Source organism: Enterobacter sp. PL_is511 (assembly GCF_055816065.1).
Genome location: NZ_JBVPGP010000024.1, coordinates 66,404 through 93,079, shown reverse-complemented (window position 1 = coordinate 93,079; position 26,676 = coordinate 66,404). Strand labels below are relative to the sequence as shown.

Here is a 26,676-nt window from a genome sequence, read left to right as displayed (position 1 = left end):
TTGTTGCCGTTGATTAATGGGCGTTCGATGCGACCTGACGCCCTGCAGCACGGTCCCAGATAATGGCCAGAACCAGTGCAACAACGGTAGGCATCAACCAGGCCAGACCCTGCTCGGACAGCGGCAGACGCTGTGTCCATGCCGGCAGTATGTGCGCGAAAGCTGATGCTTTAATCCCGTCAAGGATACCAAAAATCAGGCTGATAAACATGGCTGGCGCAATAATTCGTGAAGAGTTGTTCCACCACGGGCGAGTAAAGCTCAGCACCACCAGCACGATGCACGGCGGATAAATCGCCGTCAGCACCGGAATAGAGACCTGAATCAGGTGGCTCAGACCGAGGTTTGACACCGCCATAGAGAAGATGCCGAGGATAAACACCAGGGTGCGGTAAGAGAGCGGCAGATACTGTGCAAAGAACTCTGCGCAGGCGCAGGTCAGGCCAACCGCGGTGACCAGACAGGCCAGGAAGATGAGCGCCGCCAGCAGCATACTGCCCGCACCGCCGAAGGTGTGCTGAACGTAGGCGTGCAGGATAGCCGCACCGTTGGCGTTCTGATCGACCAGCATGGCGCTGTCGGAGCCCAGACGGAACAGCGCCAGATACAGCAGCGTCAGACCCACACCGGCCATCAGGCCAGCCCAGATGGTATAGCGGGTCAGCAGGCGCGCTTCGGTCACACCGCGGGAACGCGCGGCGTTAACGATAACGATACCAAACACCATGGCGCCCAGCGTATCCATCGTCAGGTAGCCGTTCACAAAGCCGTTAGAGAACGCGGCGTTTTTATAGGCGTCCATCGCATCGCTAATCGGGCCCGCTGGCCAGACGATGGCCGCTACCGCCAGAACAATCAGCGCCACAATTTTGAGCGGAGCCAGGAAGTTACCCACGGTATCCAGCAGTTTGCCCGGATAGAGGGAAACCAGAATCACGATCGCGAAGTAGATCAGGCTGTAGATAAACAGCGGCATCGCGCCGTCACCGGTCAGAGGAGCAATCCCTACTTCAAAGGAAACGGTGGCCGTACGCGGGGTCGCAAACAGCGGGCCCACGGCCAGATAGCAGACGGTTGCCAGCAGAACGCCCGCCACTTTACCAATCGGGGTGCTAAGGCTATCCACACCGCCACCGACTTTCGCCAGCGCGACGACGGTGAGAACCGGCAGACCCACGGCAGTAATCAGGAAACCAAACGCGGCGGTCCAGACGTGTTCACCCGCCTGTAAGCCAACCATTGGAGGGAAAATGATGTTGCCTGCGCCAACGAACAGCGCAAATGTCATAAAGCCCAGCGCGATGATGTCACGCGATTTTAAGTGATGGGTCATAAAACCTTACTGCCTGTGGATGTGGTGTTGAAAACATTGAGATTTTCGATATCCCTGACGGGACGATACAGCCGAAAATTTGCTCAATTTCAGCGGGAAATGCTCCCGTCCTGGCGTGGAGAAGAATAGTTTTTCGATTTACCACGCAAATACAGTCGGTCTGACAGTATCTGGGGCGCAATTTAAACGCTTATAACGTTTAAAGGCAAGGTGGGATCGCAAAACCAGAACAATATGCCAGCATGAAAATACACGTTAGAATAATACGCTGTTTATAAGAAAAACCCATGGCTAATCATGCGAACAAAAAACAGACAGCCGTATAAAATTCATCCGCGTTTCGCTTGACTGCAAAGCAAACGGGCCAGCGATGGCTGACCCGTGGAAAGGTAAAATGACACGCCTGCCGTCAGGCGATCTTTTTGGCAATTAATCGTTCCGGAATAACGAAACTGAAACGGGTTCCTTTACCCAGCGTACTCTGAATATCGAGACGGCTTTCATGGTGATTCACCGCGTGTTTCACAATTGCCAGCCCCAGGCCGCTTCCGCCCGTCTGCCGGGATCGCGCTTTATCCACACGGTAAAAGCGCTCGGTCAGCCGCGGAATATGCTCCGGCGCGATCCCCGGCCCATTGTCTTCCACGCTAAACTCCGCCCCCGTTGGGGCATGGTGCCAGCGCACCACGATATTTGTCCCCTCAGGCGTATGATTCACCGCGTTATACACCAGGTTGGAAATGGCGCTACGCAGTTCATCTTCGCTGCCCAGCACCTTCAGCGTACTGTCGACCTCAAAGGTCAGGTGATGCTTTTTGTGGCTTAACGTCTGCGCTTCACGCTCCACGACCCGCAGCATCATCGGGACATCAATGGTGTCATTTAGCGCCAGCGTTGGCGCCGCTTCAATCTTCGAGAGCGTCAGCAGCTGCTTCACCAGCCCTTCCATCCGGTGCGTTTGCTCGCGCATGGTGTGCAGCGCTTTTTCACGCGGCGCGCCTTCCAGCGTTTGCTCCTGCATCATCTCCAGGTAGCCCTGCAGCACGGTCAACGGGGTTCGCAGTTCGTGACTGACGTTGGCGAAGAAGTTGCGCCGCGCCCCTTCCAGCTGGTGCATTTGGGTAACATCGCGCGCCACCATCAGCCACTGCTTATCGCTGTAGGGCATCACGCGGATCTCCAGATGGCGACCATTATTGAGCTTCAGATTGTGCGGACGGGTAAAATCACGCTTTTTCAGGTACAGCGTAAACTCGGGATAGCGCAGAAGGTTGAGGATATTTTGACCGTTGTCATCCGGCCAGCGCAGGCCCAGCAGCTGTTGCGCCAGGCCGTTACACCAGAAGATCGTCCCTTCTTCGGTCGTCAGAATCACGGCATCCGGCAGCGACTCTGCACCGCTGCGGAAACGCTTAATCAGGCTTCCCAGCTCGCGGCGACGCTTTTTATTACGCATCTGCATCTGATGCAGACCGTACAGCAGCGGCTCCCAGCTGCCGCTTCCCGGCGGCGGCGTCATACTTCGGTCAACCCACAGCCACCAGGAGAGGCGCAGCAGGTTCCAGAAATGCCAGATCAGCAGCCCGGTGACCGACGCCAGCAGAAACCACGGCAGGTGTCCAAGAAAGGCCCCAAGAAGGAAGGCCGGAATACAGCATAAGATCAGTTCAAAGACGAGCCTTTTCCATGACAGACGTTCCAGCACGCGTCACACTCCTGTCATTGTTCAGAAACGGGTAGAAAAACGATAACCCGTGCCGCGGACCGTCTGCACCATGCGATCGTGGCCGCTCAGTTCCAGTGCTTTTCGCAGGCGGCGAATATGTACGTCAACCGTCCGGTCTTCGACATACACGTTAGTTCCCCAGACGTTATTCAGCAACTGCTCGCGGCTGTACACGCGTTCCGGGTGGGTCATAAAGAAGTGCAGGAGTTTAAATTCGGTAGGCCCCATGTCGAGGGGATTTTCACCGGTCATCACGCGGTGTGAGGTGGGATCAAGGCTCAGCCCCTGCATCTCAATCACCTCTTCCACCGCCATCGGCGAAATACGGCGCATCACGGCTTTAATGCGGGCGACCAGCTCTTTTGGGGAGAACGGTTTGGTAATGTAATCGTCCGCGCCGGTCTCAAGACCGCGCACGCGATCCTCTTCTTCTCCGCGCGCCGTGAGCATCACAACCGGGATGTCGCGGGTCAGCGCTTCACGCTTCAGGTGTTTGATAAACTGCAGTCCGGAGCCGCCAGGCAACATCCAGTCCAGCAGAATCAGATCGGGCCAGGGTTCATTCAGCTGGTTCACTGCGCTGTCATAATCTTCCGCTTCAACCGGCTGGAAACCGTTTTGCTCGAGCACGAAGCACACCATTTCACGAATTGGAGCTTCATCTTCTACGACCAGAATACGTCTCGCCATACTTTGCCCTGTCTTATCTTATTTAAGTTACAAGTTTGTAATTCGGCGCCATTATGCGTCAGATTTATGACAGATTTATGAAAAACAGTACCACGATAACGGGCAAACCGTTGTTTTATTACAGCGGTTATTTTCCCTTCTCTGAACGTTTATAATCCTGCTTTCTCTTTTTTGCCACGGATCAGCTATGCGCATACTTCACACCTCGGACTGGCATCTGGGTCAAAATTTTTACAGCAAAAGCCGTGCGGCTGAACATGAAGCGTTCCTGAACTGGCTGCTGGAAACGGCCCGGACGCACGAGGTGGACGCGATTATTGTGGCGGGTGACATCTTTGATACCGGCTCGCCCCCCAGCTATGCGCGTGAGCTGTATAACCGCTTCGTGGTGAATCTGCAGCAAACTGGCTGTCACCTGGTGATTGTCGCCGGCAACCATGATTCCGTCGCCACGCTCAATGAATCCCGCGATATCCTGGCATTTCTCAATACCACCGTGGTCGCCAGCGCCGGGCACGCCCCACAGATCCTGAATAAACGCGACGGGTCGCCGGGGGCTGTGCTGTGTCCGATACCGTTTTTACGTCCGCGGGACATCGTGCAAAGCCAGGCGGGGCTGTCGGGTACAGAAAAGCAGCAACATCTCTTACAGGCCATCACAGACTATTACCACCAGCAGCACGCCGAAGCCTGTGCCCTGCGGGGTGACCAGCCTATTCCGGTGATTGCGACCGGGCATCTCACCACCGTCGGGGCCAGTAAAAGTGACGCCGTGCGTGACATCTATATCGGCACGCTGGATGCTTTTCCGGCGCAAAACTTCCCGCCAGCCGACTACATTGCGCTCGGGCATATCCACCGCGCGCAGGTTATTGGCGGCAGCGAGCACATCCGCTACTGCGGCTCCCCTATTTCGCTCAGCTTTGACGAAACTGGCAAAGCCAAATCCGTGCATCTGGTGAGCTTCAGCGAGGGAAAACTCCGCGCCGTCGAGACGCTGGAAGTACCGGTCACCCAGCCGCTGGCGGTGCTGAAAGGCGATCTCGATGCCATCACCGCCCAGCTGGAGCAGTGGCGCGGTGTCGAACAAGATCCCCCCGTCTGGCTGGATATCGAAATCACCACCGATGACTACCTGCACGATATGCAGCGCAAAATTCAGGCGCTGACGGAGGATTTGCCCGTCGAAGTCTTACTGGTCCGCCGCAGCCGCGAGCAGCGCGAGAAAATTCTGTTAAGCGCTCAACGTGAAACGCTCAGTGAACTGCGGGTTGAAGAGGTGTTTGAACGCAGGCTCTCGCAGGAAGAGATTGACGACGCGAAGCGCGCAAGACTCAGCGAACTGTTCAGCCATACCCTGCATGCGCTCAATGATGAGGAAGAAAACGCATGAAAATTTTGAGCCTGCGCCTGAAAAATCTCAACTCACTCAAGGGCGAGTGGAAAATTGACTTTACCGCGGAGCCGTTTGCCAGCAACGGGCTGTTTGCCATCACCGGCGCGACCGGAGCAGGAAAAACTACCCTGCTCGACGCCATCTGTCTGGCGCTTTATCACGAAACGCCGCGACTGCAGAAGGTCTCTCAGGCGCAAAACGATCTGATGACGCGCGACACCGCCGAATGCCTGGCAGAAGTGGAGTTCGAGGTAAAAGGCACCGCCTATCGCGCCTTCTGGAGCCAGAACCGGGCGCGCAACCAGCCGGACGGGAACCTGCAGGCGCCGCGCGTGGAGCTGGCGCGCTGTGAAGATGGCAAAATCCTGGCCGACAAAGTGTCGGATAAGCTGGAGCAAACCGCCGCGCTTACCGGGCTGGACTACGGGCGCTTTACCCGCTCGATGCTGCTCTCACAGGGGCAGTTTGCCGCCTTCCTTAATGCCAAACCGAGCGATCGTGCCGAGCTGCTGGAAGAGCTGACCGGCACCGAGATCTACGGCCAGATTTCCGCCATGGTGTTTGAAAAACATAAAGCCGCCCGCAGCGTGCTTGAAAAGTGCGAGGCGCAGGCGGCGGGCGTCGTGCTGTTGAGCGAAGAACAGCAGCAGCAGTTACAGCAAAGTTTGCAGGCACTTACTGACGAAGAGAAAACCCTGCTGGTTCAGCAGCAAAGCCAGCAGAAAGATTTTCAGTGGCTTACGCGTCATGATGAGCTCGTGCGCGAGCAACAGCGCGTCACCGCGACGCAGCTGCAGGCGCAACAGGCGCTGACGAACGCTGCGCCAGAGCTGGCAAAGCTCCAGCTTGCTCTGCCCGCCGCCCAGCTTCGACCGCTCTGGGAACATCAGCAGGAGCAAACCGCGCGTCTGGCACAGACACAGCAGCGAATTATCGAAGTAAATACTCGCTTACAAGCCAGAACCGCGCTGCGTTCACGTATCCGCAATGCCGCCCTGCGTAACCACGAGCAGCTTCAGACCGAACTGACGGCGCTGGCGCAGTGGCTGGCGGAGCACGAGCGCTATCGGCTGCTGGGCCAGGAGATTGCCGGCTGGCGCGCCCAGTTCTCGCAGCTTAACCGCGATAAAACGCAGTTAGCCTCGCTTGCTGCGCGGATGAGTGAATTACGCAACAGGCTGGCTGAGATGCCGGAAAATGCGCTGACCCTGACGGCGGATGAGGTCAGCGCGGCCATGGAGCAGCAGTCCCGGTCACGCACGCTGCGCCAGCGGCTAACGTCGCTGCATGCCCGCTATCAGCCGCTGCAAAAGCGCCTGCGCCAGAGCGGTGAAAGCGTGCAGAAGGCCCAGGCCGAACAAAATAAACTCAATGAAACGCTGACGCTGCGCCGCCAGCAGTACAAAGAGAAACACCAGCACTATCTGGACCTGAAGGCCCTGTGCGAACGCGAAGCGACGATTAAAGACCTGGAAAGCTATCGTGCCCGGCTTGAGGCCGGCAAACCCTGTCCGCTATGCGGCTCCAGCGAGCATCCCGCCGTTGAGCAATACCAGTCGCTTGAGCTGACGGATAACCAGCGCCGCCGTGATGCCCTGGAAAAAGAGGTCGCCGCGCTTAAAGAGGAAGGCCTGCTTGTGCTGGGACAGGTTAATGCCCTGACTCAGCAGATCCAGCGCGAGACAGACGAATTTCAGACGCTCTCTCAGGAAGAGCAAGCACTCACTAAAGAGTGGATTGAGGCCTGTGCTTCCCTGAATATAGCGTTGAATATTCAGGACGATATCACGCCATGGATGAACGAGCAGGAACAGTACGAGCGCCAACTTTATCAGCTCAGCCAGCGTCTGACCCTGCAAAACCAGTTGAACGAGCAGGAAGCGCAGGAGCGACAGTATCAGCAGCAGCTGACTACCGCGCGCCAGGCGCTGGAACACGCCCTGCTCTCGCTATCACTCAACGTACCTGAAGACGGAAATGAAGCCTCCTGGCTGCACGCCCGCGAAGCGGAATTCTCGCAGTGGCAGGAGAAGCAAACGCAGCACGGCGTGCTTCAGGAACGCATAAACGCCCTGAAGCCGCTGCTCGACGCGCTTCCGGCAACGAACAGCGCAGACGCCGAACCGGTTATTCCTGATAACTGGCGCGACATCCACGACGAGTGCGTGTCGCTACAGAGCCAGCTGACCGCGCAACAGCAGCAGGAGACGCTGGAGCAAGAGCGTCTGCAGCAGTCGCAGACGCAGTTCACCGCGGCGCTCTCGGCAAGCTGCTTTGCCGATCGGGACGCGTTCCTTGCCGCGCTGTTGGATGACGACGCTATTCGCCACCTCGCACAGCTGAAACAGTCGCTGGAAAGCCAGATACAGCAGGCCGCGGCCCTTTCCGGCCAGGCTAACCAGCAGCTGCAGGCTCATCTGGCGCTGCGGCCGGAAGGGCTCGACGCCGATGCACCTGCGCTGCAAAGCCAGCTGCAGCAGCTGGCGCAGCGGCTGCGCGAGAACACCACGCATCAGGGCGAGATCCGCCAGCAGCTTAAGCAGGACAGCGATAACCGTCAGCACCAGTTGGCGTTGATGCAGCAAATTGAAGAGACCGCGCGCCAGGCGGACGACTGGGGGTACCTGAACGCGCTGATCGGCTCCAGCACCGGCGACAAGTTCCGTAAGTTCGCCCAGGGGCTGACGCTGGACAATCTTGTCTGGCTCGCAAACCAGCAGCTTAACCGTCTGCACGGGCGTTATCTGCTGCAGCGTAAGGCCAGCGACGCGCTGGAGCTAGAAGTGGTCGATACCTGGCAGGCGGATGCGGTTCGCGATACCCGTACGCTCTCGGGCGGTGAAAGCTTCCTGGTCAGCCTGGCGCTGGCGCTGGCCCTTTCCGATCTGGTGAGTCATAAGACGCGGATCGATTCCCTGTTCCTGGATGAAGGGTTCGGCACGCTCGACAGTGAGACGCTGGATACCGCGCTGGATGCGCTCGACGCGCTGAACGCCACCGGGAAAACCATCGGCGTGATCAGCCACGTAGAGGCGATGAAAGAGCGCATTCCGGTGCAGATCAAGGTGAAGAAGATCAACGGCCTGGGGTATAGCAGGCTGGATAAGGTGTTTGCGGTGGAATGAATGGGGGTGGGTGCGGTCTGATGCCCTCACCCTAGCCCTCTCCCACAGGGAGAGGGTACAAACACCAAAAACAGCAACTTGAGTTGCTGTTTTGCTTTTACCTTGCCTCACCCTGGCCCTCTCCCACAGGGAGAGGGAATAAACGTTTATTCTGGCCATAACCACGCCGCGCCGCGCACGCCGCTGGAGTCCCCGTGCAGCGCTTTGCGGATCGGGGTTTCGCATTCACCGCCGAAGACCCACTGTTTCACCAGGTTCGGCACCGTGGCGTACAGCCGATCGACGTTGCTCATGCCCCCACCCAGCACTATCACGTCAGGATCGAGAATATTCACCACGTGAGCCAGCGATTTCGCCAGCCGCATTTCGTAGCGGCTAAGCGCCAGTTCGGCGACAGGATCCTGTTCTTCGACCAGACGCATGATTTCGTTGCCCTTGAGCGGCTGGCCGCTCAGACGGCGGTAGTCGGTCGCAAACCCGGTGCCGGAGATAAACGTCTCGATACAGCCCTGTTTTCCGCAGTAGCACGGAACTTCAGCGCGGTATTTAAGCTCGTCTTCATCCATCCACGGTAGCGGGTTGTGTCCCCACTCGCCCGCCGTGCCGTTGCCGCCGATATGGGCGCGCCCCCCGAACGCCACCCCCGCGCCGCAGCCGGTGCCGATAATAACGGCAAACACGGTCTGGGCACCCGCTGCCGCGCCGTCGATGGCCTCAGAGACCGCCAGGCAGTTGGCATCGTTGGCCAGACGCACGTCCCGGTTCAGACGCGCGCTTAAATCTTTATCAAACGGCTGGCCGTTGAGCCAGGTGGAGTTAGCATTTTTAACCACGCCGGTATACGGCGAGATCGACCCCGGGATCCCCATCCCGACGCTGCCGGTTTGTCCTGTGGCCTGCTCGGCCATCTCAACCAACCTGGCAATGGTCTCGATAGTCTGGTGATAATCATCGCGCGGCGTCGGCAGACGGTGGCGAAACAGCTGCTCCCCCTGCTCGCTCAGTGCGATAACTTCTGTTTTGGTGCCGCCCAAATCGATCCCAATACGCACAAGACTCTCCTCATTATTTTGATTATCAACAGAGTAGAAGCACGCTTCCCGATTAGCAATGCAAGCGATGCGACAATTCGTTATCATGCCCGCTGATTTAACGACAAGGCCGTGGAAATTATCATGCTGTGGTTCAAAAATTTGATGGTTTACCGTCTCAGCCGCGACGTTTCGCTGCGTGCAGAAGAGATGGAAAAACAGTTAGCCGCTTATACCTTTTCCCCTTGCGGTAGCCAGGATATGGCGAAAACCGGTTGGGTTCCGCCAATGGGTTCACAAAGCGATGCACTGACCCACGCCAGCAGCACGGGTCAAATCATCGTCTGCGCCCGTAAAGAAGAGAAAATCCTGCCGACGCCGGTGGTTAAGCAGGCGCTCGAAGCGAAAATTTTCAAGCTGGAAGCCGAACAGGGCCGCAAGCTGAAAAAGACCGAAAAAGATTCGCTGAAAGACGAAGTGCTGCACTCCCTGCTGCCGCGCGCCTTCAGCCGCTTCAGCCAGACCATGATGTGGATCGATACCGTTAACGGGCTGATCATGGTGGACTGCGCCAGCGCCAAGAAAGCAGAAGATACGCTGGCCCTGCTGCGCAAAAGCATCGGCTCGTTACCGGTCGTGCCGCTGGCGCTGGAAACGCCAATTGAGTTAACGCTGACCGAATGGGTACGCAGCGGTGCTGCGGCACAGGGTTTCCAGATCCTTGATGAAGCCGAGCTGAAAGCCCTGCTGGAAGACGGTGGCGTGATCCGCGCGAAGAAGCAGGATCTGGTGAGCGACGAGATCGCCGTACACATCGAAGCGGGTAAAGTGGTCACCAAACTGGCGCTCGACTGGCAGCAGCGTATTCAGTTCGTGATGTGCGACGACGGCTCCGTGAAGCGTCTGAAGTTCTGCGATGAGCTGCGCGATCAGAACGAAGATATCGACAGGGAAGATTACGCCCAGCGTTTTGACGCGGACTTCATCCTGATGACCGGCGAGCTGGCCGCGTTGATTCAGAATCTGGTGGAAGGTCTCGGCGGCGAAGCGCAGAGATAACGGGCAAAACGTAGGCCGGGTAAGCGTTAGCGCCACCCGGCTAATTTTTTATTTCAGGTAGCGGCACAGATAAGAGGTAGGCTCAGCCACCTGCAAATGAAATTCGCTGTGGCCAGGGACGTTGAAAACTTGTCCGGCAGCGTAAACTTTCCATTCCGTTTCACCCGGCAGCAGGACGTTCAGCGCGCCGCTGACCACCGTCATTTCTTCCGCTTCCGCGGTGCCAAAGGTGTATTCCCCTTCCGCCATTACGCCGACACTGGCGCGGCCAGTGCTGCTGCTGGTAAAACCAATGGATTTCACTTTACCGGAAAAGTATTCGTTACTCTGAAGCATGAACTGGCCCTTATATTTTTAGATAAAAATTCACTATAGGGGCCATGCTCATCACCTGTCACGCAAAATCATTACATGAGGAGTTCCGAGGCCAGGCGAGCCATCAGAACGTTGGATAACAGCACCGGCACATCCAGCGCTTTTTGCAGCAAATCACGATGATGCTGGTGGAACCCCAGGCAGTCCAGGATCAAGACATCTGCCCCTCTCTCCAGCAGCTCCTTCCCGGCAGCAATGAGTTTAGCGTCACTGTCCCAGAACGGATTTGCCAGCGCATACAAGGGCACTTTTTCCAGCACGTGCCATTTTGCCTCCTGGTTATCCATGAGCTCCTCAATGGGAACAATCACCCCCACCTGATGACCATCAACGATAGAGGCCACCAGCGGCGGAATGATGCGCATCGGTTCCAGCAAAATCGCATTACGCGCCGTGAGACCTTTAATGGGGGCAGTACTCATCAGCAAAATAACGTCATAACCTTGATTATCGAGCACTTCTATCACGCCCTGCAGCGAGCGCTCGATTTTCTGGCGTGAAACGTGCGCCAGTTTACCGTCACTTAATAACGTCGCCAGGGGATCCTCCCCCGCCTCGACAGCGTAGTCTTCCATGACCTCTTCCCGACTCATCTTCCCCAGCAGGCTGAGATGCGTTATCTGTTGTTCAGATACGTGCTCGGTTAAGAGCGGTAACACTTCGCTTACAGGGACCACACCAATGGTGAGGATCGCCAACGTTGCCTTCATTTTTATCGCCTTCCATTACTCCAACATCGTGTACACAGGTACAGGCTCACTACGCTGCACAGTTCAATTTTTCAACAAAACAGCACCAAGCGTAGCAGGTGATCCCGACATCGAAATGTAAAGATCGCCTGCCGATACCGGAGTTACTTGTAATAACTAAATATTAACTCCTGCTTAACTTTCCCGATGGGTAAAAAGTGTGATTCAGGCACGATCCTGGAGCGTTTAGGAAAACATTCAGGTTATGTCGGGATCTTCATAGCGCCGTTTCGCATCCAGCGCTTCCTGCTCAGTCTCGTGTTCACTGATCAGCGAGTCCGGTTTTGGGTGATCCGCACGCAGTTGATACCAGGTCACGGTATGACCCGTATGGCCTTTTTCAACGGTAACAATGCGCGCTTCACGCGGATAGGGAGGTCTGGTTGGCATAGCTCATCCTTTTTTTATGTCTGAGCTATAAGTATAGACGCCGCTTAGCTGGCACACGCCAAACGCAGGGCGGTAATAATCTGAATCACAACGTCTTCGGGAGTGGCTGACGCATCCACCACGTGGTGAGCCGCTTCGCGGTATAACGCATCGCGTTCGGCCAGCACTTCACTCACCTCTTCGTTGAGTGGCCTGGAGGTCAGCGCAGGGCGTTGCCCCTCTTCCGGAAAAGCTTCCAGACGCCCGACCAGAGCCGACACCGGCGCACTGAGATAAATCACGATCCCCTTTTCGCGCATAAAGTGACGATTACACTCCGCCAGAACAATGCCACCCCCGGTCGCGATCACGGCAGACGGGGTAGTGACCGCTTTCAGTGCGTCGGTTTCGCGTGCGCGAAAGCTCTCCCATCCCTCTTGCTCAACGATCTCAGCGATGGTTTTTCCGGCCTCGGTTTGCAGCCAGTGGTCGGTATCAACAAACTGGCGATGACACACGCGTGCCAGCTCCAGGCCAACGGTGGTTTTCCCACAGCCGCGGGGGCCAACTAAAAAGATGGGTTGGGTCATGCCAGGTGTTCCCCTTGATGCCGAATGGCTGAAGAGTGTAAAGAAATAATTGCAGAAGATGTTTCGATTACTTTACTGCAAAGCGGTACGGGATGACAACCCTGTGGAGGCCACACTGTACCACAAATTGACAATAATTATCATTACGCTGTGCGGCGCTTCACTTCCAGCAGCCATTTATCCAGTTCGGCAGCGAACTGCTGGCGATCGCGCTGGGACAAGCTGTCCGGTCCACCGGTCTGCACGCCGCTGGCCCGCATCGTATCCATAAAATCGCGCATGGTGAGCTTTTCCCGAATGGTCGAAGGCGAGTAACGCTCCCCGCGCGGATTGAGCGCCGCCGCCCCTTTCTCGAGCACTTCAGCGGCCAGCGGAATATCCGCAGTGATCACCAGATCCTCCGCGCTGCACAGGCGAACAATTTCGTTATCCGCCACGTCGAACCCGGCCGGCACGCGCAAAGAGCGGATGAACCGCGAAGGCGGCACGCGAATGTTCTGGTTTGCCACCAGCGTCAGCGGCATCTGAACGCGCTCGGCGGCGCGAAATAAAATCTCTTTAATCACATTCGGACACGCGTCCGCATCAACCCAAATCGCCATATTGTCTCCCCATAATGACTCTGTCGACTATTGTCGCCTGCATTTCGTTGTTAAGCTATCAATCAGAGAAAACAACGCATAATGACGGAGAATCGTGATGGACAAGAAAATCGGGTTTATCGGCTGCGGTAACATGGGCAAAGCCATCCTGGGCGGTCTGATCGCCAGCGGGCAGGTGCTGCCGGGTCAGATTTGGGTCTATACCCCGTCACCGGACAAGGTCGCCGCATTGCGCGATCAATACGGGATCAACGCTGCCGAAAGCGCGCAGGAAGTGGCCCAGGTCGCCGATATCGTCTTTGGCGCCGTCAAGCCGAACATCATGATCAAAGTGCTGAGCGATATCACCTCCAGCCTGAACAAAGAAACGCTGGTCGTGTCGATTGCCGCGGGCGTCACGCTCGATCAGCTGGCGCGCGCGCTGGGTCACGATCGTAAAATCGTCCGCGCGATGCCCAACACCCCTTCGCTGGTCAACGCCGGCATGACCTCCGTCACGCCTAACGCGCTGGTGACCACGGAAGAAGTGGCCGATGTGCTGAACATTTTCCGCTGCTTCGGTGAAGCTGAAGTGATTGCCGAATCGATGATCCATCCGGTGGTCGGCGTGAGTGGCTCAGCCCCTGCCTATGTATTCATATTTTTAGAAGCGATGGCCGACGCCGCCGTGCTTGGCGGAATGCCGCGCGCGCAGGCGTATAAGTTCGCCGCGCAGGCCGTCATGGGCTCCGCCAAAATGGTGCTGGAAACCGGCAAACACCCGGGTGAACTGAAAGATATGGTCTGCTCCCCGGGCGGTACCACCATCGAAGCGGTGCGGGTGCTGGAAGAGCGCGGGTTCCGCTCGGCGGTCATTGAAGCGATGGCAAAATGCATGGAAAAATCAGAGAAGCTGAGTAAATCCTGATACACTCCATCGGGCGTCAGGCCGCCACTTCGGTGCGGCCACGCCCGGCATTTTTCGCCCTGTAGAGCGCCACGTCAGCCGCCTTCAGCCATTCCCGATAATGTCCAAACTGCGGTCCCCAGGGGGCAACGCCTACGCTGATGCGCAGCGCTTCTTTTGGCGCGCACGGTAACGTCAGGTTTTCCAGCCGCTCATGCAACCGCGACATCACGGCGATGGCGCTTTCCGCTGCTGTCTGGGACATGATCACCGCAAACTCATCCCCACCAAACCGGCCGATAGCATCGCCTGACCGTACTGACCGCTGGAGCTGGCGCGTAATAGCAATGATCGCCTCATCGCCCACGTCGTGCCCCCAGGTGTCGTTGATGTTTTTAAAGTGGTCGATATCAATCAGCAGTATCGTGGCGGTGCTGTGGTCGCGCCGACAATGCTCAAATTCATTTCGCAACAGCATTTCCCAGTGTCGACGGTTAAAGACCCCGGTCATGCCGTCGCGGGTGCTCATCATTTCCAGCCGCTGCTTGTGCTCCGCAAGCCTGACGGCAGTGCGGTGGCTGAGCCAGGCAAACAGCATGGGATAAAGCACCAGCACCGGCAGCGCTAAGCCCCACTCCACCGGGTCTGGGTTAAAGACGGCCACGCGGCCGACAAGCGGCAGCGTCACCAGCGCGGAGAGCAGCGTCAACAGGATCCCCGGAATAAACAGACGACAGCCCCCGGAGCCCATCATATTCATCCCTACCATCATCACCAGCGCCGCCGTGGGTAACACGCTCATCCCCATCACGCCGATCCAGAGCCCGGCAATGATGGCATCGATCTTAAGATTGAATACTTCCTGCTGATGAGGTGACGCGGCCCGGCAGGATAACTGCCAGGCGAAATGGGGCCATACGAACGCCCAACCGACCAGTAAAAGCCACCAGCCGCCGGGTAAAAAATGGGTGACCAGCATTCCTGCAACCGGGAAAAACATCGCTGCCAGCCCCACGGCGCGCGCCAGCCTAACTCGCCGGGCAAACTGAATGCCGGCGCGGTGAGGGTCATCCTGAGAAAGGGTTAAATTCCACTCTTCCCGAATGCGCTTTTTGTTGTAATACGTTTCATCATTCATCATTTTTGGGAATATTCTGAAACATTTTCCCAAATTATAGAGAGGGGGTCTGCGGGGAAAGTATGAAATTTCGGGTGAGCCGCCGGAGCCGCTCACCCGTTAGAACTACACTTTTTTCTTCAGGCAGGCACTCATGAACTTGCTGCGGTCGTCCCCTTTCAGGGACTGTTCGGTTGCCTTCGCATTACACTCGCGCATTTTTTGCTGCTGCGGGGTCAGGCTTTTTTCAGCCGGCTTCGCGGCGCCGTTTTTGAGACAGTCGCTCATGTAGGTCTTGCGAGCATCGCCCTTCAGACTCTGAGACGTCGCCTGTTGATTACAGGTGGTCATACGCTGCTGCTGCGGCGTTAACGTTTTCTCTTCCGCGTTCGCCGAGGCGACCAGGAACAGGCCGGAGAGCAGAGTAACCAGTAATGTTGTTTTCATTGCACCATCCTTTTGTGAACATTCCCTGTAAGTCTGGTTCGTGACAGGAAAAAAACCAGCCGACAGATGTGATTTCCGCCGGGATTTTATCATTTCAGACCCAGCGCCGCCTTCATGGTGTAGAACAGATCCGTTTGATCGGTCAGGCCTACCACGTTGGCCGCATGCGGACCGTAGGCGGCAATGCGCAGTTGGGTGCCCGTGTGCTCCATGGACTCTTCTTCAGAGTTACCGTAGCTCATCACCATGACGGCGCCATCTTTGGTGTTCAGCGCCTGCGTCAGGCCAGGGGCCTTGGTATCTGGCGGAATGATCTGGCTGGCGTGCGCGTGGTCCGCGGTGACGATCACCAGGGTGTTACCGTCTTTTTTCGCGAACGCGAGCGCCTTCTGCACCGCTTCGTCCAGATCGACGGTTTCGCCAATCTGACCGCACGGATTCGCAGCATGATCCTGTTTATCAATCGACGCGCCCTCAACCTGCAGGAAGAACCCTTTTTCGCTCTTGCTCAGCAGAGAGATCGCTTTATCGGTCATCGCCGCCAGCGTCGGAATGCTGTCCGTACGTTTCGGGTTCTGCGTACAGGTCACAGCAGGCTGATCGATGTTGCCGTGATACGAGGCTTTTGGTCCTTCCCAGCGCACGGGCATGTTGCCGTCAGAGAACAGCCCCAGCAGCGGCTTGTCCTGGTTCGCCTCGCTTATCGCCGCCAGAGCATTTGCGTCACTCACCAGCTGATAGCCGCGAGCCTGCGCCTGCTCGCGCAGCGTTTTGCCCTGCCACTCGCCCGCCGTCGCGGTTTCCGCGAAGGTTTTCGCGCCGCCGCCCAGGGTCACGTCAGGACGCGCGTTCAGCAGCTGTTCCGTAATCGAGCCTTTGCCGCCTTTTTCCAGCGCATTCGTTGGGCATTTTTCACTGGTCACTGACGGGCCGTAGCATTTACGCGAGGTCACGTGCGCCACCAGCGCCGCGGGCGTTGCATCCTGGAGTTCCGCAGTGGAGACGTTGCCGGTCGCCAGGCCCGCCGCTTTTGCCATCTCCAGAAGGGTTTGATGATCTTTCTCGTGAATATCCACGCCCAGCGCACCATTATAGGTTTTCACGCCGGTGGACCACGCCGTGGCAGAGGCCGCTGAGTCCGTTACGTAATCCGGTTTACCGGTTTTTTTATCCAGCGCGTAATGGGTATATTGTCCGGTCAGAGGTAAAGCGTCGATACCTTTAAAAAAGCCGCCCGCTCCCTCGGCATAATTTCGCGCCGCCGTGATTTCGGAATCGCCCATTCCATCGCCAATCAGCAGAATAATATTTTTCGCCGGCTTATCATTCAGCGAAGCGCGAATAGCGGCAGTTTGATCTTCTGATAAACGGCGCGCGCCGCCAGGCTGGGTGATATCCCCTTTTGCCGCACGATTATCCAGCACGCTGGTTTGCGTCGTATCAGCATAAATGGCAGGGGTAATTAACAGGGGAAGTAATGCAATGAAAAGTGCGCTCTGTTTCAATTTATTTTCTCCATGTACAAATACATAAAAATAAAAACAGAGCGACTATAGGCATCCTGCATGACAATTCTATGACACGTCGTTACGTCCTGTGACGGTTTAGCTGCGCGGATGCCTTAACAGCTTCTTTACGTACTGGTGGAGCATCTCGGCATCCTCAACCGGAACCTGCGATTCAGGCCTGACGCTGTCCAGCGCACCTTCCACGCTCTCTATCAACGCCTGTTGATCGGTTTTTGCCATTTGTCGCAGCAGCGCGGTGACCACAATTTCAAGCGCTTCGACCTGAGCCACTAGCTCTTTTGACTCTTCTTCCTTTTGTGCCAGCTTAACCAGCAATTCAGCAATGAGGTTTTTCATCGTGCCAGTTCCTTTTTCAGTTTTGTCTGACGTTATCACTCTGAATCCATATTGCAAAGAGAAGAAATTAATTATGGTATGCAAAAGTGACACAGGAACAGAAATAAAGAGGTAGCGCCGTGATCGAAACGTTTTTCTATAAAAAGACGCCGCATTTTGTTATATAAAAATGCGGCGACCATAAGAATATATAATACATCTGCGAAAGTGTTATCTCGCCGATTTGGCCTCTGCCATTTGTCTGCGGCGTCGCAGCGCAATAGCCAGCTGGATAATATTGATTAAAACAACAATCGCTGTCGCCGCAAATACCCAGCGAAAACCGGCCATCGCGGAAACGGATGCGCCAATAAGCGGACCGGCAACATTCCCCAGATACATAAATGACTGGTTATATCCAAAAATACGCCCCGTCACCTGGTCGCTGGAATATTTAACCAGCAGGGTCTGCACCGCAGGCAACATGGCGCCATCAGCAAACCCGAGCAGAAATCGCAATACGCCAAGCTGAAGCGGAGAGGTGACAAACGACATCGCGAAGAAGAGTACCACCGCAAAGATCAGCGTCGCCATCAGGATGCGCGCCGTGCCGATCCTGTCACCCAGTTTTCCCAGACGCGGCGCGGAAATCAGGGCGGATACGCCCGGCACGGCGGCAATCATGCCGCTCAGAAAAGCGATATTGGTGCTATCCGGCTCCATCGACTTGATAAACAGCGCCAGAATCGGACCGACCGAACCGTTACAAAGCTGGATCACCATGGTGGTCACAAACAGGCTGATCATCAGTCCCGGATAGGGCAGCGAGGCGAAGACAGCCTTGCCGCTCAGACGTTCAGATTTACTGATAACCGGACGGCCCCCCTCTTTAATAAGAAAGAGCGTCACCAGAAAACTGACCACCAGCAGAACCGCAGTGATGATAAATACCGCGCGTAGCCCGACGTGGTCCGCCAGAAAGCCCCCCAGGAGCGGACCGCCGATGACGCCGCTGATCTGCGCCGTGGAGAGCGTACTCAGCGCCCAGCCGCTACGCTCGCGCGGCACCTGAGAGGCGACCAGCGCCATGGCATTCGGAATGTACCCGGATGTCAGCCCCATCACCGCGCGCAGGAAAAACAGCTGCCAGACGTTGGTGGCGAAGGCCTGCAGCAGAATAGCAATCGCCATCCCGAGCGAGGCGCGCAGCAGCATCAGCTTTCGGCCTTTCCGATCCGCCAGGCTGCCCCACATCGGTGACACAATGGCGGAGACCAGAAACGTGACGCTGAACGTCAGACCGGACCACATGGAGAGCGCTTCATGCGAAGTCACCCCCAGCTGCGAGACGTACAGCGGCAGGAACGGCAGGATCTGGCTGATGGCCAACCCGGTGAAGAAGCAGCCGAACCAGACCGAGATGAGATTAACTTTCCAGGATTCCATAAAGAAATAGTCTTCATTTTTAGGCGAATTCGCCGTCAGATTAGCAAGTTACGCGTTTTGACGTCGCACCAGAGATGCGGCCTGACTGACTTTGGTGTTTTATCTTCCCAGTCATCATATTTGTGAAATAAGTCACAATTCATCCATTTTCTGGCGGAATATTATGCTTCACCGACAGAGTCCGAAACCGCGCATGCCCAGATGAAAATGGTTGGCATGCGCCGCGTTATACTCCGGCCCCAGGCCGTTTCCGTAGTAGCTGCAGCTTGCCGCCAGCATGGCCTTCAGCCATGGCTGCGTTGTTGCCGCCTTCCAGCCGTTCATCACCGTGACGCGTTCACCGTTCGCCAGACGAAAAGCGGCAATATCCAGCGCCTCAGCCGTAGCATGTTCACTGCGTCGCGCGTCAGGGCGGTGGTAAATATTGCGGCAGGCAAAGCTGCCGAGATGATCGATACGCGCCAGGTCGCTGCCCGTATAGCGTTTTGTCAGCGGCCGGGCCTGCTGGCTGATAAAGAGGGCTGAGCTGAGCGCCAGCGGACAGCTGGCGAGAAAACTGCTGTTCAGGCCGACCGGACCGAAGTCACGCACGCGTACAACGTTGTTAAGCGGACACGCGCCGCCGCTGTCAGCCACCGGCTGGGTGCGGATGAGATCTCTTTGGTTAGCCTGCGAAAGCAGGCTCGCGCACGCCTCGGGGGTTAAGCGCCGAAGCTTATACTGGGTGATTCGACCCGGCGGGTCCTCAAGCGTCAGCGGCATGAAAGGGTTGTAGTAAGGCGGCAACCAGCGGTAACCCACCGTTGCGATGGCCAAAATGATAACTACGGTCAGCAGCGTTTTTCCTTTCACTCTCCCCCCTCAACATTCCCCAAAACATTATGGCAGAAGGCCGCGAAACCCGCCGGGCATCGTGGTATGTTATTGGCTTTTCGTCAGACTGGAAGAGAGTGAGATGGCTAAGCAGCGCGTAGGTATTGTCTTTGGGGGAAAATCAGCGGAGCACGAAGTGTCATTGCAATCGGCCAAAAATATCGTTGATGCGATCGATAAAAGCCGCTTCGACGTGGTGCTGCTGGGCATTGATAAACAGGGCCAGTGGCATGTTAACGATGCCAGCCAGTATCTGCTGAATGCTCACGATCCGGCACACATCGCCCTTAATCCTTCGGAAGTGAGCGTCGCCACCGTACCCGGCGTCGTGAAGGGGCAGCTTATCGACGCCGGCAATGCACAGGCTCTCGCCCAGATCGACGTTGTCTTCCCTATCGTTCACGGCACACTGGGCGAAGATGGTTCCCTGCAGGGAATGCTGCGCATGGCCAACCTGCCGTTCGTCGGCTCGGACGTCCTCGGCTCTGCCGCATGCATGGACAAAGACGTCACCAAACGCCTGCTGCGCGATGCCGGGCTGAACATTGCGCCATTCGTGACCCTCACCCGCGCCAACCGCGACAAACACAGCTTCGCGCAAATTAGCGGAGAGCTGGGTCTGCCGCTGTTTGTGAAGCCTGCAAACCAGGGCTCCTCCGTGGGCGTCAGCAAAGTGACCAGCGAAGCTCAGTTCACTCAGGCCGTCCGCCTGGCGTTTGAGTTCGACCATAAAGTGGTGGTTGAGCAGGGTATCAAAGGCCGTGAAATTGAGTGCGCCGTGCTGGGCAACGATTTCCCACAGGCGAGCACCTGCGGAGAGGTGGTGTTAAACAGCGACTTCTACTCGTACGACACTAAATACATTGATGACAAAGGCGCCCAGGTTGTCGTGCCTGCGGATATCGATCCGGCGGTTAACGATAAGATCCGGGCGATCGCTATTCGCGCTTATCAGACGCTCGGCTGCTGCGGCATGGCGCGCGTGGATGTGTTCCTGACGCCGGAAAACGAGGTGGTGATCAATGAAATCAATACGCTGCCGGGGTTCACTAACATCAGCATGTATCCGAAACTGTGGCAGGCAAGTGGCCTGAGCTACCCGGAATTGATCACCCGCCTGATCGAACTGGCGCTGGAGCGTCACGCCGCCGACAGCGCGCTTAAAAGTTCCGTAAACGGTTAATCGGCGCGCTTCGCCGACTCCGCCTCATCCGCTGTCGTCTCTTCAGGACGACGGCGGATAATCAACCCCGCCAGCCAGAAACTGATCACCCAGGTCACCAGCCCAACGGCATACGTTTGCCAGCCTTTTGCCTCAAACCCCAACAGGCCCACAACACCGTTAAGAATAAAGATCAGCCCGATAGCGAAGGCGTAGTAGTGCCAGTCTCGGCGTAGTTTGGACGTGAGATTCATAACAACTCCGGCAGGAAAAAAAGACATCCTCTCACAGATTTACGGCCAGGTCTGTGGCAGATACGGAAATTCTGAAACGCGACGCAATTTCAGTTAAGTCATGAAATTGTGATGTGCTGCAGAAATCAACAATCCAGGAGGATTCCGGCGCGTAAATTACCACGATTCTGATATTGACAAATGCGATGACCTGTCAAACTCACCCTGTACGAAGCGTATTAACAGAGCGATTTATCCGGAGGTCATCATGGCTGACTTTACATTGTCGAAACCGATTTTTGGCGGAAAACCAAAAACCTCCACGGCGGGTAATATCGCGTATGCCCTGTTTGTCCTGTTCTGCTTCTGGGCTGGCTCACAGCTGCTCAATATGCTGGTCCATGCGCCAGGCGTTTATGAACACCTGATGCAGGTACAGGATAACGGACGCCCGCGAGTTGAGATTGGCTTTGGCGTCAGCACCCTGTTCGGCCTGATTCCCTTCCTCGCGGGATGTATGATTCTGGGCGTGGTGGCATTAGCGCTGCGCTTTCGCCGTCGCCGTTAAAGCCCCATACAGCGAGCCCGGCGATCGTCCACGCGTTTTGCGAACCACGCGGTGGTCAGGTTACGCGTGATCTTCGGGCTTTCCAGCTGAATGCCCGGCAGGATAGCCCTCGGTAACGTTTTCCCGCTTTTCTGCTCTGCGAGCGCAAACACCTTCTTGTACAGATCCGTTTTCTCAAAGGCCAGGCTATCGCCTTTCTCAAGCTGACGGCGAATGTCGCTGTTGCTCAAGCCAAGCGTTGTCGATAATTTCCGTACGGCAAGCTCAGTGCTTCCCGCCTCGCTGCTGCCGTAAGCGATGAGATCGCCGTCCAGCGCGAGCTTAACGCCGCTTGCGCGGCTGACCGCACTCTGGAATGCCGCATTACGGCTGGCATACCAGCCGGCGTTAAAGTCGGCAAAGCGGTACAGCGGCTCATCGTAGTTCGCCGGGTAGTTCAGCAGGTGATACGTGCCGAACCACAGCCCGCCGCGCAGGGAGAAGACCTCCTGGCGCACCGTACCGTCGATTTTCCACGGATAGCCGTCGGTGTGTTTCTCCGCGAACGCGATGCTTACCTGCATTGGGCCTCCGGTGTGGACCGGGTTCAGTGAGCCAAACAGCTTTTGCCCCATTGGGACCATGCTGATGAAATCATCAAAGATGGCGCTAAGCTGTTTTTCGGTTTTCACCGTATCCAGCCGTTCGCTGTAGCTTTTGCCGTTCGGTGAGGTGATTTTAAGCGCGGTATGCACGAGGAACACCGGGATGTGCATGGACTCCGCGCGGCGGTCGATCTCTTTCCAGGCGATTTTATTCAGCCCCGGCACAGCCGGGTCTGACTGGTACATCGACTCCTGCTGCGCCACCGCCAGCACCGAACAAATGTTCTCCTCGGTCGGCGCGATCTTTTGGCTTTCAAAAGTTTTTGCCAGCGCGTCTGCCCACGCATTGCGATCCTTCACGCTGGCGGGCATTTTCTGCCGCACAACGCTTGCCACATCGACGGGCTTCTCCCCCTTTTTGAGCGGAGCAGCCCCTTTTTCGGCACAGCCTGCCAGCACAAGAGCGGCCAGCAAGGACAACGGTAACGCGCGCGGTACGGCAAAAGACATAGCAACGTCCTGTATTAGCTAAATGTGTTGGTGACTTCCTGCAGGTCACGATCGTCCAGCTCGCGTTCAAAGCTGCGCAGACGTTTGTAGATGGACATCAGTTCCACCAGCGTGGTCCAGGAGCTGATCAGATACTGGAATGAACTTCTGACCTGATCAAACACGTTGGTAATTTGGGTCATCAGTCCCAGGGTAATTGTCCCTGCAACTATTGACGGGAACAACAGGACTATTCCAAAAACAGTATCGGCCTGAAGATATAAAATACGTGCTATGTTGAAATACATGTAGTGGAAGTAGAGCTTAAAGTAGTTAAAACGGACGTTCTGAAATAACTCTTTTACCGTTGGTGGCGCAGCTCGTGATGGGTCATCCTCACCGTAAACGAGTTCTTTACGGTAAGCCGCTTCCACGCGCTGATTTTTAAATTGTAACCCCGGCAATTTGATCCCCACCACAGCAAGAAGCCCCGTTCCCATAAGAGACCAGACCAGTGCCGCAATAACCAAACCATAGGGTAAATGACCAACAATTGGAAGTTCAGGCACATGGGGTGAAAGTGCAATCAGAATCGGTAAAAAAGCGATAAGTTTCATCACAGCATTAAGCAAGCTGACCCCCATGTCCTCCAGCGTTGAGGCAAAACGCATGGTGTCTTCCTGCACACGCTGTGCAGCACCTTCGATGTGCCGCAGTCGTTGCCAATTTGCCATGTAATATTCGTTCATAGCAGTACGCCAACGGAAAACGTAATGGCTAACGAAGAAATTGTTCAGCACTGCCACTGTTACTGCAATCATGGCAATGCCGGTAAAACTAACGAGACTGGCATAGAGTTCATTAATCGGAACCTTATTCGGGGCGCTTAGTGCTTTTTGGATCAAATCGTAGAAGGGTGCATACCATGCATTAATTGCAACGCTCACTTCCACCATGAACCAGGTAACGAAAATGATCAGTGCAGATCCCAAAATCGACCAAAACTGCCAACGATGCGGAGAATATTTGAACCAGAAGAGTGCAAACAGCCCCACACATACCGTGTAGTAGGCATAAAATACGATAAAGCTCAGCGACCAGAAGCGCGCCGCGCTAATCGGCACCTCGCCTGTCGCCCCCGTGATGCGCGTCAGCCATGCGCCGCCGCCCGCCTGCCAGAAAATGACAGCGATCAGTGCCCAAATAAATGCCGACAGGAAAAAAGGCCCCGGCTTTGGGAAAAAAGACTTAAACATAATGCTTCCTTCTTGTTGTTATGGCTGTTGCTGTGTACAACACGTCACCACACGAAAACCTGCCCGAGCCAGCCTCCCGGCTCCGGCAAAAAGGTCAGACCCGAGCGTTAATTATTAGTTCGCTTTCCAGTTTTCAAGAATTGTTTCGGTGCGTTTCACCGCGAGAGGATTCGCCGGCGCAATGAAGTTACGCCAGACGTCGTTGTGATGGTTAATCAGGATCTGTGCTTCAGCAGCCGGGCGATTGGCTGTAGTATGGGCATCTTCCGCCACGGTGATGTGATAACCCCGGCTGACGCCGTTCTTAACCGTCGCATCGACGCAGTAATCGGTGGCGCAGCCGCAGATGACAAACTCGCGAATACCCTGCTCACGCAGCAGCGCCTCAAGCGCGGTGTTGTAGAAGGCATCACAGGCGGTTTTGGTCACGTAAAGCGCGTCAGCAGGCTGATGGAGTTCAGGCAGTAGTGCAAACCCCTCACTCCCCTCTTCCAGGCCACCAGCCTCAGTATGCTGAATAAAAATCACCGTGTCGGCTGCCTGCGTAAGCTGGTTGATCAGAGAGACACACTTTTCACGCTGATGACGAGGGGTTTCAAATACCCCGTTCTGCATATCGACAACCATAACCACACGCTTCTCAGACATACCGTTCTCCGTAAGATTGAGTGAAACTGGTGCCTATCATAAGCCCGATGTCACAAAATGGGAGATGGCTCGTAAGTAAATTGTTCATATTTACCCATGGTTACGTTTTTCTCGCTATCGTTATGCAATTCGGGGCATTGCGCGGTTCCGATTAGTAGTATAAATACCCATTACTTTCCTCATTCACTTCATGGATGCTTTTCGTTGAAACGTTGTCTGCTCTCTTTTGCCGCGCTGTGTGCGGTGAGCTTTTCTACCGCCCAGGCAGCCCAACCGCTGACGGCACCCGTTTTAGCTTCAGATATTGCCGATCGCTACGCGAACCTTATCTATTACGGCAGCGGCGCGACCGGGATGGCGATGGTCGTCATCGACGGCAACCAGCGTGTGTTCCGCAGCTTTGGCGAAACGCGCCCGGGAAATAACGTTCACCCGCAGCTGGATTCCGTTATCCGCATCGCATCCTTAACCAAGTTGATGACCAGCGAAATGCTGGTGAAACTGCTCGACCAGGGCGTGGTGAAGCTTGACGATCCGCTCAGCAAATACGCGCCGCCAGGTGCCCGGGTACCTACGTATCAGGGGACGCCGATCCGGCTTGTGAACCTTGCAACCCACACCAGCGCCCTGCCGCGTGAGCAGCCAGGCGGAGCAGCGCATCGTGACGTATTTGTCTGGCCAACGCGCGACCAGCGCTGGAGCTATCTGAGTACCGCCACTCTGAAAGCGGCACCGGGCTCGCAGGCCTCTTATTCAAACCTGGCGTTCGACCTGCTGGCGGATGCCCTCTCAACGGCGGCTGGCAAACCCTATACGCAGCTGTTTGAAGAGCAGATCACCCGTCCGCTCGGCATGAAAGACACCACGTTTACCCCGTCCCCGGATCAGTGCCGTCGCCTGATGGTGGCAGAGAAAGGCGCCAGCCCCTGTAATAACACGCTCGCGGCTGTGGGCAGCGGCGGGGTTTACTCCACGCCTGGCGACATGATGCGCTGGATGCAGCAGTTCCTTTCTTCAGATTTCTACGCTCGCACCAGCCAGGCCGATCGCATGCAGACTCTGATTTATCAGCGTACTCAGCTGCACCGCGTCATCGGGATGGACGTGCCGGGTAAAGCCGATGCGCTCGGCATGGGGTGGGTCTATATGGCGCCGAAAAATGGGCGTCCGGGTATTATTCAGAAAACCGGCGGCGGCGGTGGATTCATCACCTATATGGCCATGATCCCGCAGTCAAACGTGGGCGCGTTTGTGGTGGTCACCCGCTCCCCGCATACGCGTTTCGTCAATATGAGTGACGGGATTAATAACCTGGTGGCAGAACTGAGCGCCAATAAAGCCCAGGTGCTCACCGCGTCTAACTGATCTTAATATTCCGTGGGCAAGCGGTTGATGCTGACCAGCTTGCCCCGGCTCATATTGATGTAGTTACCTTGCCGCAGGGCAGCGAGAACCTCAGCAACCACTGAACGTGAAATACGCGTACTTTGTTGAATATGATTCATCACACCGATTTTTGAACGCAACGTTTCATCCCACTCCGCCATATTCAACAGCATGGCGCGGATCTGATGATAGGAATTATTTCCCACCAGCTGCATATCGCGTTTCTCAAGAATGTAATTTATCCAGGATAACCAACCGAAGGCCTCTTTCCATAGCGCGTTCTGTTGTATAAGTTGACGGGTGGTTTCAGTGGGCAAATAAAAACCCGTGCAGGATGTTTTGGCAACCACTCTATATCCCTGACTATGATTAATCATCACGCTGGACAGCCCCAAAATAAAAGGCGCTGTTGCGATGCCCATAAGCAGTTCATCTGAACAGCGATAGATTTTGATTATGCCTGTTTGGAATACGGTCGTGCGGGGCTCATAGCACTCCCCTGATGTAATTAATTGTTGTGGAGCAGATTTAAAAGGGGTACTGGCTGATTTCAAACACTGTTCGAGCCGGCGTAATTCAGAAAGTGGTTTCGCATTAACCTTCATGCAGACCTCAAGGCATCCGTATTTGTCGGTTCAATATTATTTTTATTACTTCTGTAAAAAGCGGGGGGAGGTAACGCCTCCCCCGCT

The 26,676-nt window shown here is 55.9% G+C and carries 27 protein-coding genes; 7 read left to right on the top strand and 20 right to left on the bottom strand.

Features of this window, described 5'->3' with window-relative positions; translation table 11 throughout:
• Positions 1-13 precede the first annotated feature (13 nt).
• The 3 genes from brnQ to phoB form a co-directional block, all read right to left on the bottom strand.
• A complete protein-coding gene (brnQ, locus tag AC0TN7_RS15855) occupies positions 14-1,333 on the bottom strand; it encodes a branched-chain amino acid transporter carrier protein BrnQ (protein ID WP_024906795.1) in 1,320 nt (439 codons plus the stop codon).
• Between the two features lie 409 nt (positions 1,334-1,742).
• A complete protein-coding gene (phoR, locus tag AC0TN7_RS15850) occupies positions 1,743-3,038 on the bottom strand; it encodes a phosphate regulon sensor histidine kinase PhoR (protein ID WP_090418053.1) in 1,296 nt (431 codons plus the stop codon).
• Between the two features lie 21 nt (positions 3,039-3,059).
• Positions 3,060-3,749: a phosphate response regulator transcription factor PhoB gene (gene phoB, locus AC0TN7_RS15845; RefSeq protein ID WP_008503265.1), complete on the bottom strand. Its 690-nt coding sequence runs from the start codon at positions 3,747-3,749 to the stop codon at positions 3,060-3,062.
• 187 nt (positions 3,750-3,936) lie between these two features.
• Between phoB and sbcD the strand changes: the two genes are divergently transcribed.
• Both sbcD and sbcC read left to right on the top strand, forming a co-directional pair.
• The gene (gene sbcD, locus AC0TN7_RS15840; protein ID WP_463727013.1) at positions 3,937-5,142 is read left to right on the top strand and encodes an exonuclease subunit SbcD; all 1,206 of its coding nucleotides are present in this window, start codon (positions 3,937-3,939) and stop codon (positions 5,140-5,142) included.
• Entirely contained in the window at positions 5,139-8,270 is a 3,132-nt protein-coding gene (sbcC, locus tag AC0TN7_RS15835) for an exonuclease subunit SbcC (RefSeq protein ID WP_463727014.1), read from the top strand. Before sbcD ends, sbcC begins: the two co-directional genes overlap by 4 nt.
• Before the next feature lie 146 nt (positions 8,271-8,416).
• Here the strand turns inward: sbcC and mak are convergent, their stop codons facing one another.
• Positions 8,417-9,322, bottom strand: coding sequence for a fructokinase (gene mak / locus AC0TN7_RS15830; RefSeq protein ID WP_148768940.1), 906 nt, complete (start codon positions 9,320-9,322; stop codon positions 8,417-8,419).
• Between the two features lie 123 nt (positions 9,323-9,445).
• Here mak and rdgC point away from each other — a divergent pair, with 123 nt between their 5' ends.
• Positions 9,446-10,360, top strand: a complete 915-nt coding sequence (gene rdgC, locus AC0TN7_RS15825; RefSeq protein WP_023310540.1) for a recombination-associated protein RdgC — start codon at positions 9,446-9,448, stop codon at positions 10,358-10,360.
• Positions 10,361-10,408: 48 nt separating this feature from the next.
• On the opposite strand, the gene ppnP is transcribed toward rdgC, so the two are convergent.
• The 5 genes from ppnP to AC0TN7_RS15800 all read right to left on the bottom strand — a co-directional run bounded on the left by ppnP (position 10,409) and on the right by AC0TN7_RS15800 (position 13,045).
• Positions 10,409-10,696 (bottom strand): pyrimidine/purine nucleoside phosphorylase, encoded by a 288-nt coding sequence (ppnP, locus tag AC0TN7_RS15820; protein ID WP_008503270.1) that lies wholly within the window; start codon positions 10,694-10,696, stop codon positions 10,409-10,411.
• A 71-nt stretch (positions 10,697-10,767) separates the two neighbouring features.
• Complete coding sequence (locus AC0TN7_RS15815) at positions 10,768-11,445, bottom strand: AroM family protein (RefSeq protein WP_024906791.1); 678 nt, start codon at positions 11,443-11,445, stop codon at positions 10,768-10,770.
• Positions 11,446-11,682: 237 nt separating this feature from the next.
• A complete protein-coding gene (gene yaiA, locus AC0TN7_RS15810; protein WP_023334675.1) occupies positions 11,683-11,874 on the bottom strand; it encodes a protein YaiA in 192 nt (63 codons plus the stop codon).
• A 44-nt stretch (positions 11,875-11,918) separates the two neighbouring features.
• Entirely contained in the window at positions 11,919-12,443 is a 525-nt protein-coding gene (aroL, locus tag AC0TN7_RS15805; protein WP_061715888.1) for a shikimate kinase AroL, read from the bottom strand.
• A gap of 143 nt (positions 12,444-12,586) precedes the next feature.
• The gene (locus tag AC0TN7_RS15800) at positions 12,587-13,045 is read right to left on the bottom strand and encodes a YaiI/YqxD family protein (protein WP_010428006.1); all 459 of its coding nucleotides are present in this window, start codon (positions 13,043-13,045) and stop codon (positions 12,587-12,589) included.
• A 97-nt stretch (positions 13,046-13,142) separates the two neighbouring features.
• On the opposite strand from AC0TN7_RS15800, the gene proC reads away from it, so the two are divergent.
• Positions 13,143-13,952, top strand: a complete 810-nt coding sequence (proC, locus tag AC0TN7_RS15795; protein WP_473702265.1) for a pyrroline-5-carboxylate reductase — start codon at positions 13,143-13,145, stop codon at positions 13,950-13,952.
• Positions 13,953-13,968: 16 nt separating this feature from the next.
• On the opposite strand, the gene adrA is transcribed toward proC, so the two are convergent.
• The 6 genes from adrA to AC0TN7_RS15765 all read right to left on the bottom strand — a co-directional run bounded on the left by adrA (position 13,969) and on the right by AC0TN7_RS15765 (position 19,637).
• The gene (gene adrA, locus AC0TN7_RS15790; RefSeq protein ID WP_473702264.1) at positions 13,969-15,072 is read right to left on the bottom strand and encodes a diguanylate cyclase AdrA; all 1,104 of its coding nucleotides are present in this window, start codon (positions 15,070-15,072) and stop codon (positions 13,969-13,971) included.
• A 102-nt stretch (positions 15,073-15,174) separates the two neighbouring features.
• On the bottom strand, positions 15,175-15,495 hold the full coding sequence (gene psiF, locus AC0TN7_RS15785; RefSeq protein ID WP_023334671.1) for a phosphate starvation-inducible protein PsiF: 321 nt from the start codon (positions 15,493-15,495) through the stop codon (positions 15,175-15,177).
• An 89-nt stretch (positions 15,496-15,584) separates the two neighbouring features.
• Positions 15,585-17,000 carry an alkaline phosphatase gene (gene phoA / locus AC0TN7_RS15780; RefSeq protein WP_463727016.1) on the bottom strand — a complete coding sequence of 472 codons (1,416 nt, stop codon included), beginning with the start codon at positions 16,998-17,000 and terminating at the stop codon, positions 15,585-15,587.
• A gap of 99 nt (positions 17,001-17,099) precedes the next feature.
• A complete protein-coding gene (gene iraP / locus AC0TN7_RS15775; RefSeq protein WP_024906786.1) occupies positions 17,100-17,360 on the bottom strand; it encodes an anti-adapter protein IraP in 261 nt (86 codons plus the stop codon).
• 210 nt (positions 17,361-17,570) lie between these two features.
• Positions 17,571-18,785 (bottom strand): multidrug efflux MFS transporter, encoded by a 1,215-nt coding sequence (locus AC0TN7_RS15770; RefSeq protein ID WP_024906785.1) that lies wholly within the window; start codon positions 18,783-18,785, stop codon positions 17,571-17,573.
• Between the two features lie 168 nt (positions 18,786-18,953).
• The gene (locus tag AC0TN7_RS15765) at positions 18,954-19,637 is read right to left on the bottom strand and encodes an extensin-like domain-containing protein (RefSeq protein WP_473702263.1); all 684 of its coding nucleotides are present in this window, start codon (positions 19,635-19,637) and stop codon (positions 18,954-18,956) included.
• A gap of 103 nt (positions 19,638-19,740) precedes the next feature.
• On the opposite strand from AC0TN7_RS15765, the gene ddlA reads away from it, so the two are divergent.
• The gene (gene ddlA / locus AC0TN7_RS15760; RefSeq protein ID WP_208763549.1) at positions 19,741-20,841 is read left to right on the top strand and encodes a D-alanine--D-alanine ligase; all 1,101 of its coding nucleotides are present in this window, start codon (positions 19,741-19,743) and stop codon (positions 20,839-20,841) included.
• On the opposite strand, the gene AC0TN7_RS15755 is transcribed toward ddlA, so the two are convergent.
• A complete protein-coding gene (locus tag AC0TN7_RS15755; RefSeq protein ID WP_208763548.1) occupies positions 20,838-21,074 on the bottom strand; it encodes a DUF2754 domain-containing protein in 237 nt (78 codons plus the stop codon). The genes ddlA and AC0TN7_RS15755 overlap by 4 nt on opposite strands.
• 247 nt (positions 21,075-21,321) lie before the next feature.
• Here AC0TN7_RS15755 and AC0TN7_RS15750 point away from each other — a divergent pair, with 247 nt between their 5' ends.
• Positions 21,322-21,621, top strand: a complete 300-nt coding sequence (locus tag AC0TN7_RS15750; protein WP_024906782.1) for a DUF2755 family protein — start codon at positions 21,322-21,324, stop codon at positions 21,619-21,621.
• On the opposite strand, the gene AC0TN7_RS15745 is transcribed toward AC0TN7_RS15750, so the two are convergent.
• The 3 genes from AC0TN7_RS15745 to AC0TN7_RS15735 form a co-directional block, all read right to left on the bottom strand.
• Entirely contained in the window at positions 21,618-22,715 is a 1,098-nt protein-coding gene (locus AC0TN7_RS15745) for a DUF1615 domain-containing protein (RefSeq protein ID WP_048990432.1), read from the bottom strand. The two genes, AC0TN7_RS15750 and AC0TN7_RS15745, sit on opposite strands and share 4 nt — an antisense overlap.
• Before the next feature lie 14 nt (positions 22,716-22,729).
• Entirely contained in the window at positions 22,730-23,950 is a 1,221-nt protein-coding gene (gene sbmA / locus AC0TN7_RS15740) for a peptide antibiotic transporter SbmA (protein WP_048990430.1), read from the bottom strand.
• Positions 23,951-24,064: 114 nt separating this feature from the next.
• Entirely contained in the window at positions 24,065-24,598 is a 534-nt protein-coding gene (locus AC0TN7_RS15735) for an isochorismatase family protein (RefSeq protein ID WP_048990428.1), read from the bottom strand.
• 204 nt (positions 24,599-24,802) lie between these two features.
• On the opposite strand from AC0TN7_RS15735, the gene ampH reads away from it, so the two are divergent.
• Positions 24,803-25,963: a D-alanyl-D-alanine-carboxypeptidase/endopeptidase AmpH gene (ampH, locus tag AC0TN7_RS15730; RefSeq protein ID WP_024906778.1), complete on the top strand. Its 1,161-nt coding sequence runs from the start codon at positions 24,803-24,805 to the stop codon at positions 25,961-25,963.
• A gap of 2 nt (positions 25,964-25,965) precedes the next feature.
• On the opposite strand, the gene AC0TN7_RS15725 is transcribed toward ampH, so the two are convergent.
• The gene (locus AC0TN7_RS15725) at positions 25,966-26,589 is read right to left on the bottom strand and encodes a helix-turn-helix domain-containing protein (protein WP_148768969.1); all 624 of its coding nucleotides are present in this window, start codon (positions 26,587-26,589) and stop codon (positions 25,966-25,968) included.
• Between the last annotated feature and the right edge of the window lie 87 nt (positions 26,590-26,676).

Bases quoted from the DNA above. Each gene is read 5' to 3' on its own strand.
- brnQ (WP_024906795.1), bottom strand. From the start codon at position 1,333: ATGACCCATCACTTAAAATCGCGTGACATCATCGCGCTGGGCTTTATG.
- phoB (WP_008503265.1), bottom strand. From the start codon at position 3,749: ATGGCGAGACGTATTCTGGTCGTAGAAGATGAAGCTCCAATTCGTGAA.
- sbcD (WP_463727013.1), top strand. From the start codon at position 3,937: ATGCGCATACTTCACACCTCGGACTGGCATCTGGGTCAAAATTTTTAC.
- sbcC (WP_463727014.1), top strand. From the start codon at position 5,139: ATGAAAATTTTGAGCCTGCGCCTGAAAAATCTCAACTCACTCAAGGGC.
- rdgC (WP_023310540.1), top strand. From the start codon at position 9,446: ATGCTGTGGTTCAAAAATTTGATGGTTTACCGTCTCAGCCGCGACGTT.
- ppnP (WP_008503270.1), bottom strand. From the start codon at position 10,696: ATGCTTCAGAGTAACGAATACTTTTCCGGTAAAGTGAAATCCATTGGT.
- AC0TN7_RS15815 (WP_024906791.1), bottom strand. From the start codon at position 11,445: ATGAAGGCAACGTTGGCGATCCTCACCATTGGTGTGGTCCCTGTAAGC.
- yaiA (WP_023334675.1), bottom strand. From the start codon at position 11,874: ATGCCAACCAGACCTCCCTATCCGCGTGAAGCGCGCATTGTTACCGTT.
- aroL (WP_061715888.1), bottom strand. From the start codon at position 12,443: ATGACCCAACCCATCTTTTTAGTTGGCCCCCGCGGCTGTGGGAAAACC.
- AC0TN7_RS15800 (WP_010428006.1), bottom strand. From the start codon at position 13,045: ATGGCGATTTGGGTTGATGCGGACGCGTGTCCGAATGTGATTAAAGAG.
- proC (WP_473702265.1), top strand. From the start codon at position 13,143: ATGGACAAGAAAATCGGGTTTATCGGCTGCGGTAACATGGGCAAAGCC.
- adrA (WP_473702264.1), bottom strand. From the start codon at position 15,072: ATGATGAATGATGAAACGTATTACAACAAAAAGCGCATTCGGGAAGAG.
- psiF (WP_023334671.1), bottom strand. From the start codon at position 15,495: ATGAAAACAACATTACTGGTTACTCTGCTCTCCGGCCTGTTCCTGGTC.
- iraP (WP_024906786.1), bottom strand. From the start codon at position 17,360: ATGAAAAACCTCATTGCTGAATTGCTGGTTAAGCTGGCACAAAAGGAA.
- AC0TN7_RS15770 (WP_024906785.1), bottom strand. From the start codon at position 18,785: ATGGAATCCTGGAAAGTTAATCTCATCTCGGTCTGGTTCGGCTGCTTC.
- ddlA (WP_208763549.1), top strand. From the start codon at position 19,741: ATGGCTAAGCAGCGCGTAGGTATTGTCTTTGGGGGAAAATCAGCGGAG.
- AC0TN7_RS15755 (WP_208763548.1), bottom strand. From the start codon at position 21,074: ATGAATCTCACGTCCAAACTACGCCGAGACTGGCACTACTACGCCTTC.
- AC0TN7_RS15750 (WP_024906782.1), top strand. From the start codon at position 21,322: ATGGCTGACTTTACATTGTCGAAACCGATTTTTGGCGGAAAACCAAAA.
- AC0TN7_RS15745 (WP_048990432.1), bottom strand. From the start codon at position 22,715: ATGTCTTTTGCCGTACCGCGCGCGTTACCGTTGTCCTTGCTGGCCGCT.
- sbmA (WP_048990430.1), bottom strand. From the start codon at position 23,950: ATGTTTAAGTCTTTTTTCCCAAAGCCGGGGCCTTTTTTCCTGTCGGCA.
- AC0TN7_RS15735 (WP_048990428.1), bottom strand. From the start codon at position 24,598: ATGTCTGAGAAGCGTGTGGTTATGGTTGTCGATATGCAGAACGGGGTA.
- AC0TN7_RS15725 (WP_148768969.1), bottom strand. From the start codon at position 26,589: ATGAAGGTTAATGCGAAACCACTTTCTGAATTACGCCGGCTCGAACAG.